Origin of the sequence: Sulfitobacter sp. S223, from assembly GCF_025143825.1 — a bacterium.
Lineage (GTDB): Bacteria > Pseudomonadota > Alphaproteobacteria > Rhodobacterales > Rhodobacteraceae > Sulfitobacter.
Map to the genome: position 1 here is coordinate 746,328 of NZ_CP083560.1, position 13,979 is coordinate 760,306.

Annotated in this window: 11 protein-coding genes; 8 read left to right on the forward strand and 3 right to left on the reverse strand. The window is 56.0% G+C overall.

The window, feature by feature from the left end; translation table 11 throughout:
* Positions 1–36: 36 nt before the first annotated feature.
* The 3 genes from K3757_RS03785 (at position 37) to K3757_RS03795 (ending at position 3,691) form a co-directional block, all read left to right on the forward strand.
* Positions 37–567, forward strand: coding sequence for a gamma-glutamylcyclotransferase (locus tag K3757_RS03785; RefSeq protein ID WP_259999540.1), 531 nt, complete (start codon positions 37–39; stop codon positions 565–567).
* A gap of 68 nt (positions 568–635) precedes the next feature.
* On the forward strand, positions 636–1,853 hold the full coding sequence (locus tag K3757_RS03790) for a biopolymer transporter ExbB (RefSeq protein WP_259999542.1): 1,218 nt from the start codon (positions 636–638) through the stop codon (positions 1,851–1,853).
* A gap of 2 nt (positions 1,854–1,855) precedes the next feature.
* Positions 1,856–3,691: a peptidoglycan -binding protein gene (locus K3757_RS03795; protein ID WP_259999544.1), complete on the forward strand. Its 1,836-nt coding sequence runs from the start codon at positions 1,856–1,858 to the stop codon at positions 3,689–3,691.
* A gap of 2 nt (positions 3,692–3,693) precedes the next feature.
* Here the strand turns inward: K3757_RS03795 and K3757_RS03800 are convergent, their stop codons facing one another.
* The 3 genes from K3757_RS03800 to gloB all read right to left on the reverse strand — a co-directional run bounded on the left by K3757_RS03800 (position 3,694) and on the right by gloB (position 8,059).
* The gene (locus tag K3757_RS03800) at positions 3,694–4,650 is read right to left on the reverse strand and encodes a M23 family metallopeptidase (protein ID WP_259999546.1); all 957 of its coding nucleotides are present in this window, start codon (positions 4,648–4,650) and stop codon (positions 3,694–3,696) included.
* A complete protein-coding gene (gene clpA / locus K3757_RS03805) occupies positions 4,650–6,971 on the reverse strand; it encodes an ATP-dependent Clp protease ATP-binding subunit ClpA (RefSeq protein WP_259999548.1) in 2,322 nt (773 codons plus the stop codon). The genes K3757_RS03800 and clpA overlap by 1 nt, the downstream gene beginning before the upstream one ends.
* A gap of 296 nt (positions 6,972–7,267) precedes the next feature.
* A complete protein-coding gene (gene gloB / locus K3757_RS03810) occupies positions 7,268–8,059 on the reverse strand; it encodes a hydroxyacylglutathione hydrolase (protein ID WP_259999550.1) in 792 nt (263 codons plus the stop codon).
* A gap of 60 nt (positions 8,060–8,119) precedes the next feature.
* Between gloB and K3757_RS03815 the strand changes: the two genes are divergently transcribed.
* From K3757_RS03815 to atpD, 5 genes are all read left to right on the forward strand, one after another.
* A complete protein-coding gene (locus tag K3757_RS03815; RefSeq protein WP_259999552.1) occupies positions 8,120–8,854 on the forward strand; it encodes a class I SAM-dependent methyltransferase in 735 nt (244 codons plus the stop codon).
* 683 nt (positions 8,855–9,537) lie between these two features.
* Positions 9,538–10,098: a F0F1 ATP synthase subunit delta gene (locus K3757_RS03820; protein WP_259999554.1), complete on the forward strand. Its 561-nt coding sequence runs from the start codon at positions 9,538–9,540 to the stop codon at positions 10,096–10,098.
* Positions 10,099–11,637, forward strand: coding sequence for a F0F1 ATP synthase subunit alpha (gene atpA, locus K3757_RS03825; protein ID WP_259999556.1), 1,539 nt, complete (start codon positions 10,099–10,101; stop codon positions 11,635–11,637). It abuts the gene before it with no gap.
* A gap of 13 nt (positions 11,638–11,650) precedes the next feature.
* Positions 11,651–12,526 (forward strand): F0F1 ATP synthase subunit gamma, encoded by an 876-nt coding sequence (locus K3757_RS03830; RefSeq protein ID WP_259999557.1) that lies wholly within the window; start codon positions 11,651–11,653, stop codon positions 12,524–12,526.
* Between the two features lie 19 nt (positions 12,527–12,545).
* Entirely contained in the window at positions 12,546–13,970 is a 1,425-nt protein-coding gene (gene atpD, locus K3757_RS03835) for a F0F1 ATP synthase subunit beta (RefSeq protein WP_259999559.1), read from the forward strand.
* Positions 13,971–13,979 lie beyond the last annotated feature (9 nt).

Below are 13,979 nucleotides of genomic sequence, written 5' to 3' on the forward strand. Positions count from 1 at the left end.
TGATGGGGTTTACCTGCCTCAACACAGGAGAACCAGATGAGTATGTGGGTATTCGGCTATGGCAGTCTGCTTTGGAATCCAGGGTTCGAGGTCGCGCAAAGCGTCATCGGGACTTTGCCCGATTATGCCCGCTCATTCTGTATGCGCTCGATCCATCATCGCGGAACAGAAGAGGCGCCAGGCCTTGTGCTGGCACTTGACCAGCAGCTAGGCAAAGCCTGCGAGGGGGTGGCCCTTGAGGTGACAGCGGGGCTGGAGGATCAAACACTGACCTACCTGCGGGAACGTGAACTTATCTCTTCGGCTTATGTGGAAAAAGAGTTGACGGTGCAACTGGTGGACGGGCGCGAAGTGATCGCAGTGGTCTATGTGATTGATGAAACACACGAGCAGTACTGCGGTGATCTTGCGCTAGAAGAACAGGCACAGATCATTGCCCGCGCTATCGGCGGACGTGGTCCAAATACCGAATACCTCTACAATACGGCAGAGCATCTGATGTCTGTCGGTTTGCACGACCCGGCGCTGGAGTGGCTGGCAACAAGGGTCCGTGAGATCGCGGTATAAACCCTTTGGTTTGATAGAATTTCAGGCTAAGCTGTAGGGACAAACAATAAGGTCAGGAGCAGGGGCGCATGGCGCAACCAGACCGCGAGGCAAAACCGCAATTCTCTCAGCCTGTGCGTCAGATCACTCTGATGTTGCTGGTTCTTGGCCTGTCAGGGTTTGGCATCTTCGTGGCGCTGCCGCGGGTGCTGCCGGTGTTTCAGGCGAACCCCTATCTGAACGGATTTATCCTGTTCGTCTTCCTGATCGGCGTTGTGGCCTGCTTTTATCAGGTATTGCAACTGATCGGCTCAGTCAGGTGGATCGAGAATTTCGCCTCTGACAACGATACGCCCAGCGACGCGCCGCCGCAAATGTTGGCGCCGTTGGCTGCCTTGTTGCGCACACGTGGTCCGCGCATGCAAGTGAGCGCATCTTCAACCCGCTCGATCCTTGATTCTGTCGCAACCCGTATAGATGAAGCACGCGAGATCACGCGTTACATCGTCAATACACTGATTTTCCTGGGCCTTCTGGGTACTTTCTATGGTCTGGCGACAACAGTCCCTGCGATCGTGGACACCATCCGCAGCCTTGCACCGCAGGCCGGTGAGTCGAGCACTGATGTGTTCAGCCGCTTGATGACAGGTCTTGAATCGCAACTTGCCGGTATGGGGGTGGCTTTTGCGTCATCGCTGCTAGGACTTGCAGGCTCGCTTATTGTTGGCTTGCTAGAGCTTTTTGCGGGTCACGGGCAAAACCGCTTTTACCAAGAACTTGAAGACTGGCTCAGCTCGATCACGCGGGTCGGGTTTGCATCAGGGGATGATAGTTCGCCGGAACAAGCCATCATGGCGGGTATGGTCGACCACATGGCCGAGCAAATGGAAAGCATGCAAGACATGTTCAGCCGCTCCGAAGCGGGCCGTGCTGAGGTCGAATTGCAGTTGGGCAGTCTGGCCACGGCGATTGAACGAATGGCCGTGCAGTTGGGTGATCAGGGCGGATCTTCGGATGCACTTGACCGGATTGCGGATGGTCAGGAACGGATGATTGCCGCACTGGAGAGTCGGCCTGATGCGGCGCCGGAATCCCACGGACCTGACGCTGAAAGCCGGATGCGGCTACGCTCGATCGATGTTCAAATGCTGCGTATCCTTGAAGAAATTTCGGCGGGTCGGCAGGAAACCATGGCGGACTTGCGCCAAGAGCTGTCCTATCTGACGAAAGCCTTGTCTTCCCCGCGCAGCAGCACCGAACCGCGCCGCATGCGCGAGCCGATTAAACCCGACGACGGAGACCGCTAGCCATGGCGCTGTCGCGACGCACCGGCGCGCGGTTTCAGGCGTCTATCTGGCCCGGATTTGTAGACGCGATGACCGGCCTTTTGCTGGTGCTGATGTTCGTGTTGACGATCTTTATGGTGGTGCAGTTTGTACTTACAGAGCAGATCTCCGGTCAGGAAACCGAACTGGACGAACTATCCTCCGAGGTAGCAGCGCTGGCGCAAGCACTCGGGCTTGAACGACGATCCAATACTGATCTGGAGGCGCGTGTGGGGGCGTTGCGGTCTTCTTTGACGGACGCGCAAACGCGGGCGGCGCAGCAAGACACGCTTATTGCCAGCTTGCAGTCAGAACGTGCTGCACAAGCGGAGGCGTTGAGCAATGCCCAAACGCGCCTGACCAGTTTCGAGGCGCAAGTGGCGGCCCTGATTTCGGACCGCGATACAGCTCTTGGGCAAGTGTCAGAGCTGGAAGCCCGTGAGGCTACTTTGCTGAGTGAGCAGGAGGCGCTGAACCTTGCCCTTGCGGCAAGCCGTTCAGAAGTAGATGCACAGGAAGAAGCCGCGCGATTGGCTGCCGCGCGCCGAGAAGCGCTTGAGGCGTTGATGGCCGATCTGCGCGCCCGCAATGCTGATGCACAAAACGAGGTGGCTGCACTCAGCTCCGAGGTGACTGCGGCCCAAGAAGCACTCAGCGCGCAGGAAGCGGAAAAGCTGGCTGAAGCTGCCGCCGCAGAGGCCTTGCGCAAGCGGTTGGAGAATGCAGACACGGAGCTGACTGCGATGACGCTCTCGCTTGAGGCGCAGCGCAAGCGGGCGGAAGAGACACTGACGTTGTTGGCCGCTGCGCGGGCAGCCGAAGAGGAGCTGGACCTGCGACTGACCGCCGCTTTGGGTGATGCAGAAGATACGCAGACAGCGCTTGAAGTGAGCCTGCAAGAGGCGCAGGCGCGAATTGCCGCGCTGGAATCGCAGCTTGGAACAACTGAGGCCGAAACCGGCACACAGATTGAAGATTTGCGTACGCGGCTGGCAGCAGCCTTAGCGGCAAAGCTAGCTGCGCAAGGGGCGGTCTCTGACACCCAAAGTGAAGCGGAGCGGCGCGCAGCACTGCTGGCCCAAGCCGAGGCGCAGCTCGCGCAGGAGCAGGAAACTTCAGCCGCTGCGCAACGCCAGACAGAACTGTTGAACCAGCAGGTCGCTGCCTTGCGCGCGCAGCTAAGCAACCTTCAAGGGCTGCTGGATACTGCAATCGCAGAGGACACTGCACGAGAGGTCGAGCTTCAATCACTGGGTAGCCAGTTGAACACCGCATTGGCGCGGGTCGCCGCAGAAGAGAGGCGCCGAGCCGAGCTTGAGGCCGCAGAGCGCGCGCGCCTTGAGGAGGAGACAAAGAACCTTGAACAATACCGGTCCGAGTTCTTTGGCCGTTTGCGGAGCGTTCTGGGCGCGCAGGAAGGCGTCCGGATTGAAGGGGACCGCTTTGTCTTTAGCTCCGAAGTTCTGTTCCCGCCGGGTGGCGCTGAGCTGTCCGGCGAAGGTACGCGCGAGATCGCGAAAGTTGCGGATATCCTGCGCAACGTGGCTGCCGATATCCCGGACGAAATCGACTGGGTTATTCGCGTGGATGGGCATACGGACAATGAGCCGCTGTCCGGTTTCGGGGAATTTGCCGATAACTGGGAGCTTAGTCAGGCGCGGGCGCTGTCGGTTGTGAAATATATGGCGAATTTTCTGGGTATTCCGCCTGATCGGCTTTCGGCCAATGGATTCGGACAATACCAGCCGGTGGACACCGATGACACTGACGAAGCGCGCGCGCGCAACCGTCGCATCGAGCTGAAGTTTACTGAAAAATAGGGCTAGGGCAGGGAAAGAGACAGGCTTTGGCTGTCGATAATCTGATCCTGTCGTAGCAGGGTTGCAGTTCCTGTGTAATCGCCTTTGGGCCAGTTTTTTCTACCACGTTTCTTGCCAATTGCGCGGAAAGACTGCGCTTGCGACCGCTCCAGCTGAATGTCTTTTTTAATCACGGTTTCGTCGGGACCCTCAAGCACCAGATGGATAACGTCGCCTTTTTGTGTCCCGAACAGAAACGCGTAAATTACCAAGGCGTCACTGCTCTCATCGGGACCCATGACTGTATTGGCGCGAATGTCTGAAAAATCCGGGACCGCACCGCTGGTGCCAATGTTAACGATCCCGCCTGCGCGGTAGGGGGGCAGGTCTGTCCAGAGTGTATCGGTTTCCACCGCGCCGCAGGTGATGGTGCCGTCGGGATCAAATGGGTCGATTACCGCGCCCTTGTGCCGGACCGACAAGTGGACATGTGGGAATTCTGCCCGTCCGGACATACCAACCTCCCCCAGCACATCCCCTTTCTGTACTGTCTGACCGCGCACAACGGTGACCGATCCCTGGCGTAGGTGGCAATATTGCGTTTCCCATCCATCTGGGTGGCGCAGCACGACCCCGTTCCCGCATTCGCGCCCCTTCAGGGCGGCTGCGCGGTCGCGGCTAAAACGAACGTCTTCTATCCCGTCGCGCAAACCTGCAACAACGCCGGTCGCCGAGGCCAGCACATCGACGCCGTCATCAATCATATCATAGCTTGGTAAAGCGAAATCAGTCCCCTTGTGGCCGTCATAGCTGAGGCCAGAGCAGGCAAAATCCGACGCGCCTTTGGACGGGTCGTGGTCCACGTATTGCTGGATGTAACAGGGACCGTTTAGATCACAATCAATGGGGGATGAAAGTGATAACTCTCCCGCCGTGGCTGGCACGGCGAGAGAGAGAAGGGTCAAAAGACCGGATCGCATTACTCTGCTGTTAGCAATGGTGGCTTGTTCCCGGTCAGGCGCGGGCTGTCTGGCCCGTCCACCTGGATATCAAGCTCACCTTTCTTAACGCCGATCTTGACTACGCCGCCTTTGGCCAGCTTGCCAAAGAGCAACTCTTCAGCCAGTGGCTTTTTGATGTATTCCTGGATGACGCGACCCAGAGGGCGCGCACCCATTTTATCATCATAGCCTTTGTCAGCGAGCCATTCTGCTGCTTGCTTGCTCAGTTCAATGGTCACGTTGCGATCCATCAACTGGGCTTCAAGCTGGAGTACGAACTTCTCGACAACCCGCAGGATGGTTTCTTTCGGCAATGCCCCGAAGGAAATCACTGCATCAAGACGGTTGCGGAATTCCGGTGTGAACGTCCGCTCAATCGCTGCGGTGTCCTCTCCGGTGCGGCGGTCACGGCCAAAACCAATCGCCTCTTTCGCCTGCTCGGATGCGCCGGCGTTAGAAGTCATGATCAATACCACATTGCGGAAATCCACTGTGCGGCCATTGTGATCGGTCAGTTTGCCGTGATCCATCACCTGCAACAGGATGTTGTAGACGTCAGGATGCGCCTTTTCCATCTCGTCGAGCAACAGGACGCAATGCGGATCCTGATCAACACCATCGGTCAACATACCACCCTGATCGAAACCGACATAGCCGGGAGGGGCACCGATCAGGCGGCTGACAGCGTGTTTCTCCATATATTCCGACATGTCGAAGCGAAGGAGTTTCACACCCAGTACGTCCGCAAGCTGCTTCGCGACTTCGGTTTTACCCACACCTGTCGGCCCTGCGAACAGGTAGTTACCGATCGGCTTTTCGGGCTCACGCAGGCCGGCACGCGCCAGTTTGATCGCCGAAGACAGCGCCTCAATGGCGTTATCCTGACCGAACACAACGCGTTTGAGCGAGGTTTCGAGATCCTTCAGAACAACAACGTCGTCCTTTGAGACGTTCTTTGGCGGGATGCGCGCAATTTTCGCAACAACGGCCTCGATTTCTTTTGTACCGATTGTCTTCCGGCGTTTGGACGCTGCAACCAGATGCTGGGCTGCGCCTGCCTCGTCGATAACGTCGATCGCACTGTCTGGCAGTTTGCGGTCATTGATATAGCGATGTGCAAGCTCAACCGAAGTCTTGATTGCGTCGGCCGTGTATTTGACGCTGTGATGATCCTCAAAGTACGGTTTGATACCTTTGAGAATTTTCTGTGCATCTTCTACCGAAGGCTCGTTCACGTCGATCTTCTGGAACCGGCGTGCAAGCGCGCGATCCTTTTCAAAGTGCTGACGGAACTCTTTGTATGTGGTTGAGCCCATGGTCCGCAATTTGCCACCAGCCAGCGCAGGTTTCAGCAGGTTTGAGGCATCCATCGCCCCACCAGACGTGGCGCCTGCACCGATAACGGTGTGAATTTCATCAATGAACAGAACTGCATCGTCGTGATCTTCAAGCTCGGTCACAACAGCTTTCAGCCGTTCTTCGAAATCACCGCGGTAACGTGTACCAGCAAGCAGTGCGCCCATGTCGAGCGAGAAGATCGTTGTGTTTGCCAATACTTCAGGTGTTTCACCTGCAACGATCTTACGAGCAAGACCTTCAGCGATCGCTGTTTTGCCAACACCGGGATCACCCACCAGCAGCGGGTTGTTCTTCCGGCGGCGGCACAGCACCTGAATACAGCGTTCTACTTCGCTATCGCGCCCGATCAGGGGATCGACATCGCCATCGCGAGATTTCTTATTCAGATCCACGCAATATTTCGCGAGCGCGGATTCTTTTTTGTCACCGTCTGTTACGCCTTGAGCTTCTTCTTCGTGCTCCGGCGCGCCGGCAACAGGACGTTCCTCGCCGTAGGCAGGGTCTTTTGCAACGCCATGCGCAATGAAATTAACCGCATCATAGCGGGTCATATCCTGCTCTTGGAGGAAGTAGGCGGCATTGCTTTCACGCTCTGCGAAAATGGCGACAAGCACGTTTGCGCCGGTCACCTCGGTGCGGCCTGACGACTGCACGTGAATGGCCGCGCGCTGGATAACGCGCTGGAAGGCTGCCGTTGGTACGGCTTCCGACCCCTCGACATCAGTGATCAAATTGCTGAGGTCTTCGTCGATGAATTCGACAAGGGTATCGCGCAGCTCTTCTACATCGACAGAGCAGGCTTTCATGACCTGAAGTGCATCAGGCTCGTCTACCAGCGAAAGCAGCAGATGCTCCAGCGTGGCGAATTCGTGGCGGCGTGCATTCGCGAGCGCAAGGGCTGCGTGAATGGACTGCTCAAGAGTGGTCGAGAATGAAGGCACTTTTGTGCTCCTTTTCGATAGGGGTCGGTGGGGCGTGAGAGATGCCAGCGCCTGCGATCCGACCATGGCCTGATAGTATTAGAGTTTGGTTGATAGTTGCCCAGCTTCAAGTCTTTTTTGAAATAAAGTTGTCACATTTATTTCAGCGAGCTTAATGTGATGGTGTTTTCAGCGCGGTTTGAGTCGTCGCGGCAACAGGTGAATTGTTATCCCTAACAGATGGGGATGAACGAATCCTTTTAAAGTATCCGGCCCCATTTTCCGGGCAATAAAACTTCTGCCCGGACAGTGTGAAGTCAAAATTGGTCTTTGCGGCCGCGTAATTCGGCGAAAACCTCTTTGTCATCCGCCTCTGGCATTCGCAATGCGTTGCGCAGTTGTGTGTCGTGGCTGCGCAGGAACGGGTTTGTGGCCCGCTCAAGGCCAAGTGTCGAGGGGACAGTAAAGCCACCCTCGGCTCGAATCTTCGCGATTTGTGCGGTACGTTCAACTAGGGCCGCGTTGTCAGGATCCACCGTAAGGGCGAATTTCGCGTTGGATGCCGTGTATTCGTGACCGGAGCAGATCAGGGTTTCGTCTGGCCAGCTAGACGTTTTGCTCAGGCTTGCGTGCATCTGATCCGGCGTCCCCTCGAACAATCGCCCGCATCCCAAAGCCATGAGGCTGTCAGCAGTGAACGCTGCGCGTGCGGCGGGCACGTAAAAGGCGATGTGACCCAGCGTGTGTCCCGAGACGTCTATCACTTCTACTTTTGTATCGCCCAGAAAGAAATGATCGCCTTCCCCAAGCTGCACATCCAGATCTGGAAGGCGGTGGGCGTCAGCAGTTGCCCCGTAAACGGGCGCTGGATAGTCAGACAGCAGCTCAGGCAGCCCATCGACGTGATCATAATGGTGGTGCGTCAGCCATATCTGGTTCAGCTTCCAGCCGCGCGCGGCCAGCTCTGCCTTGATTGGTGCCGCTTCGGGCACATCGATCAATGCTACTTCGCCAGACTTCTTGTCCTGCAACAAGAATGCATAATTGTCTGACAGGCAGGCAATCGTCACCAGCGTGTGTTGATCTGTCTCATGTGTTTCCGAGGGCATGGGCAAGTGTCCTTTGCTGGGTTAGAGTAGCACAGAATGGCGCAATGAGGGGCCCTGTCAATGCATCTTGATGTGCAGGATTTGCGCAACTTCTATTATCGCAGTGCGCTGGGGCGTGCGGCGCAGAAATCCTTGCGCGGCCAGATGCTGGAGCTTTGGCCAGAGGCGCAGGGGCAGACAGTGGTCGGATTCGGGTTTGCCGCACCGTTACTGCGGCCTTATCTGGCTGACGCGCGGCGGGTGATTACGCTGATGCCGGGGCCGCAAGGCGTTATGCCTTGGCCGGCGGGGATGCCGAATACGTCTGTTCTGACAGAGGAAACCCTTTGGCCAATCGAAACGGGGCATGTAGATAAACTGGTTCTGCTCCACGGTCTGGAAACCTGCGAACGCCCCTCGGATCTGCTTGAGGAATGTTGGCGCGTGTTAGGGCCGGGGGGGAAAGCGCTGTTTATTGTACCGAACCGCGCGGGTCTCTGGGCGCGAAGGGATCGAACGCCGTTTGGCTACGGGCGGCCATATTCTCCGGGTCAGCTGGACGCGCAGTTGCGCAAACACCAGTTCCTGCCAGAGCGTCACGTGGGCGCATTATACCAGTTTCCATCCGGTAAAAGGATGTGGATGAAATCAGGCGGTTTGTTCGAACAAGTGGGCCGCAAGGTGCCTAGCATTGTTGCCGGTGGCGCCTTCATGGTCGAAGCGACCAAGCTGGTTTATCCGCCAAAGGGTCGTGTCGCCCGCAAGCGCGTCCGCAACCCGATTGGCGTGATGGCTCCGGAAGCAAAACCTGTTTAATCTAACTGTCAGGGTTGTGTCACTGCTATATCTGCAGGCTAACATTCAATGGCGCCGCACAAGCGCAGATCACTGAAGCTTAAGGCAGCGGTAGTATTGGTTATGTCCCCATATGGGGGCTACCTCATCCGACGTGTGGAAGAGAATGGTAAGGGTATCCAAACTGCTGGTATCGAGTTTGTTTCGCAGGCTGTTCTGCAGCAGTTCCAGTAAAAAGCGGCCAACACCCAAAATCGCAAGGTACGTGGTTGGGTAAAAAGGGGGCTCCGACAGGCCTCCTTTGATCGTCCAGCAACAAAAAGAATCCGCCACATTGCGGCATCAGTCATTAGCAAAGCGGGCAGGGCGGACCAAAGGCAGAAGGTTCAGGCGATGCGGTGTCGGGGATTCTCTCATGATTTTTGCCGTACCTCAAAATTTTCATTCATTGCCTAGAATCGAAAAAGTTGGCTAAAAATAATGAAATGCGGGAAATTAATACGTGGGCAAAAGGCCGCAGTTCGGCCAAACCCTTGAAATCTAGGGCAAGGCGCAATATGCGACGTCACGATAGCGTGTTGCGGCAATTAGAACGGTCTGCTACATCGCCCATGATTTAACCGCTTGGGGCAAGTCCCCGTCAGCGCCACCAGACCGGTGCCGGGCAATTGCGCCCCACCGGCATGACGTATGAGAGGATGGACGTGTCCGAACCAGCTTCGATCTCCACCGGCATCGCGCAACGCTATGCGACAGCCGTTTTTGAATTGGCCAAAGAGGCCAAAAAGGTTAAAGCCGTTGAGGCGGATTTGACCGTTTTGTATGAAGCAATGACCACAAGCGATGATTTCCGTGCGTTGATCAACTCTCCGATCTACACACGTGATCAGCAGGGCGCGGCCATTACTGCGATTGCAAAAAAGATGAAACTGTCGCCCATGGTCGCCAGCACGCTGGCACTAATGGCGCAAAAGCGGCGCCTGTTTGTGCTGCCGCAGCTGGTCCAGAACCTGCGCGACATCATCGCCGAAGATAAAGGTGAAGTGACTGCGGATGTAATTTCCGCGAAGGCACTGACCAAGACGCAGGCCGACAAACTGGCAGCGTCGCTTAAGAAGACAACCGGTAAGACCGTGACACTACACCAATCCGTGGATGAAGCACTCATCGGTGGTTTGATTGTTAAAGTAGGTTCGAAAATGATCGATACGTCGATCCGATCGAAGCTCAATTCCCTTCAGAATGTAATGAAAGAGGTCGGATAAATGGGTATCCAAGCTGCAGAGATTTCTGCGATCCTGAAAGACCAGATCAAGAATTTTGGTCAGGAAGCTGAAGTAGCCGAAGTAGGCCGCGTGCTTTCCGTTGGTGACGGTATCGCGCGTGTATACGGTCTGGACAATGTTCAGGCTGGTGAAATGGTTGAATTCCCCGGTGGTATTCAGGGCATGGCCCTGAACCTTGAAGCGGACAACGTTGGTGTTGTTATCTTCGGTTCCGACCGTGACATTAAAGAAGGCGACACCGTCAAGCGCACGAACTCCATCGTGGACGTGCCAATCGGTGACGAACTGCTGGGTCGTGTTGTTGACGGTCTGGGTAACCCGATTGACGGCAAGGGCCCGCTGGGCACCACCAAGCGTGGCCTCGCCGAAGTCAAAGCGCCGGGCATCATCCCGCGTAAGTCCGTTCACGAACCAATGGCAACTGGTCTGAAGTCCGTAGACGCGATGATCCCTGTTGGCCGTGGCCAGCGCGAATTGATCATTGGTGACCGTCAGACTGGTAAAACAGCTGTTGCGCTCGACGCGATGCTGAACCAAGCACAGGTAAACAAAGCTGCCGGCGACGACGAGAGCAAGAAAATGTACTGCGTGTACGTTGCGATCGGCCAGAAGCGTTCCACTGTTGCCCAGCTGGTTAAAAAGCTCGAAGAAACAGGCGCGATTGAATATTCCATCGTTGTTGCCGCGACAGCGTCCGAGCCTGCACCAATGCAGTTCCTCGCACCTTATTCCGCGACAGCTATGGCAGAGCACTTCCGCGACAATGGCCGTCACGCCCTGATCGTGTATGATGATTTGTCCAAGCAGGCTGTGTCCTACCGCCAGATGTCACTTCTTCTTCGTCGTCCGCCCGGGCGTGAAGCTTATCCTGGTGATGTTTTCTATCTCCACTCTCGTTTGCTTGAGCGTTCCGCCAAATTGGGTGACGACGCAGGCAACGGTTCTTTGACAGCTCTGCCTATCATTGAAACTCAGGGTGGCGACGTTTCCGCGTTTATTCCGACCAACGTGATTTCCATCACCGACGGTCAGATCTTCCTTGAGACCGAACTGTTCTACCAAGGCATCCGCCCAGCTGTGAACACAGGTCTGTCGGTTTCGCGTGTTGGTTCCTCTGCCCAGACAAAAGCGATGTCTTCTGTTGCTGGTCCGGTGAAGCTGTCCCTCGCTCAGTACCGCGAAATGGCAGCATTTGCTCAGTTCGGTTCCGATCTTGATGCATCCACACAGCAGTTGCTGGCACGTGGTGCGCGTTTGACAGAACTGATGAAGCAGGCGCAGTACAACCCGCTGACCAATGCCGAAATCGTATGCGTAATCTTCGCAGGTACGAACGGCTACTTGGACAAAGTGGATGTGAAAGACGTTGGCCGCTACGAAGCGGGCCTTCTGAAGCACCTGCGCGGCAAAAATGCCGACCTTCTGGAAGATATCACCAACAATGACCGCAAGGTTAAAGGTGAGCTGGAAGATAAAATCAAAGCGGCTCTCGACGCGTTCGCTGCTGACTTCGCTTAAGGAGAGATAGGCAATGCCCAATCTCAAGGACCTTAAAAACCGGATCGCGAGTGTGAAAAACACCCGTAAGATCACGAAGGCCATGCAAATGGTTGCCGCGGCGAAGCTTCGCCGCGCGCAGGAAGCGGCTGAAGCGTCCCGTCCTTACACGGAGCGCTTCAACGCGGTCATGGCGTCGCTTGCGGCGTCTGTCGGTGGACTGGATTCCGCGCCCAAACTGCTAAGCGGTACGGGCAAGGATGATGTACATCTGCTGATCGTTATGACAGCCGAAAAAGGCCTTTGCGGTGGCTTCAACGCCAACATCGCCAAGAAGGCCCGTGCACATGCGCAAAAGCTGATTGCCGAAGGTAAGCAGGTGAAAATCCTGACCGTTGGCAAGAAGGGCCGTGACCAGCTTAAGCGGGATCTGTCCAAGCATTTCGTGGGGCACATCGATCTGAGCGAAGTCAAACGTATCGGGTTCACCGATGCGCAGGGCATCGCGAAGGACGTGCTGATCCGTTTTGACGAAGGTGAATTCGACGTCGCTACAATGTTCTATGCAGAGTTTGTCAACGTGGTCAGCCAGATCCCGACAGCATTGCAGATCATTCCTGCGAAGATCGAAGCGGAAGAGGCCTCTGCGCCCGAAACGCTGTTCGATTACGAACCTTCCGAAGAGGCGATCCTCGCTGATCTTCTGCCGCGTGGTGTGGCAACGGCCATCTTCTCGGCGCTGTTGGAAAACGGTGCCTCCGAGCAGGGCGCGCGGATGTCCGCAATGGACAACGCGACGCGCAACGCGGGCGAGATGATCGAAGACCTGACAATCGAATACAACCGGTCCCGTCAGGCCGTCATCACCAACGAGCTGATCGAAATCATTTCCGGCGCGGAAGCGCTGTAAGATATTGGAGTAATACGACATGGCACAAGCAGTCGGCAAAATCACCCAAGTCATCGGCGCGGTCGTTGACGTACAGTTCGAGGATGGCCTTCCAGCGATTCTGAACGCTTTGACAACTGAAAACCAGGGCAAGAACCTGATCCTTGAAGTTGCTCAGCACCTTGGCGAAAACACTGTTCGCACAATTGCGATGGACGCGACCGAAGGTCTCGTTCGTGGTCAGAAAGTAACAGACAACGGCGAGCCTATCTCCGTGCCTGTTGGTAACGCCACACTGGGCCGCATCATGAACGTTGTTGGCGAAGCCATCGACGAAAAAGGCCCTGTTGAAGCAACAGAGCGCCGCCCGATCCACGCAGACGCACCAGAATTTGCTGCGCAGGCGACAACATCCGAAGTTCTGGAAACAGGCATCAAAGTTATCGACCTTCTGGCGCCATACGCCAAGGGTGGTAAAATTGGTCTTTTCGGTGGTGCCGGTGTTGGCAAAACAGTTCTGATTATGGAACTGATCAACAACATCGCCAAAGTGCACTCCGGCTACTCCGTTTTTGCGGGTGTGGGCGAGCGTACGCGTGAAGGTAACGACCTTTACCACGAGATGATCGAATCCAACGTTATTGTTCCTGACAACCTGACAGAGTCCAAAGTGGCACTGGTCTACGGTCAGATGAACGAGCCTCCAGGTGCGCGTATGCGTGTTGCCCTGACAGGTCTGACATTGGCCGAGCAGTTCCGTGACCAATCCGGTACAGACGTTCTGTTCTTCGTGGACAACATCTTCCGCTTCACACAGGCCGGTTCCGAAGTTTCCGCTCTGTTGGGTCGTATTCCTTCCGCGGTTGGCTACCAGCCGACACTCGCAACCGACATGGGTGCGATGCAGGAGCGTATTACCTCCACGAAGTCCGGTTCGATTACGTCCGTTCAGGCCGTTTACGTTCCTGCGGATGACCTTACCGACCCTGCTCCAGCCACATCGTTTGCGCACCTTGACGCGACAACAGTTCTGGATCGCTCGATCTCGGAAAAAGGCATCTATCCTGCGGTTGACCCGCTGGGCTCCACTTCGCGTCTGCTTGATCCGCTGGTTATCGGTGAAGAGCACTATAAGGTTGCGACAGACGTTCAGCAGATTCTTCAGCGTTACAAATCCTTGCAGGACATCATTGCCATTCTGGGCATGGATGAACTTTCCGAGGATGACAAACTGGCCGTGGCCCGCGCACGTAAGATCGAGCGTTTCTTGTCCCAGCCGTTTGACGTTGCGAAAGTCTTTACCGGCGCAGACGGCAAGCAGGTTCCACTGTCCGAGACTGTAGCCTCGTTCAAGGCTGTTGTTGCCGGTGAGTATGACCACCTTCCAGAAGGTGCGTTCTACATGGTAGGCGGCATCGAAGAAGTGAAGGCGAAAGCCGAGAAAATGGCGGCTGACGCTGCTTAAGGAGACCCT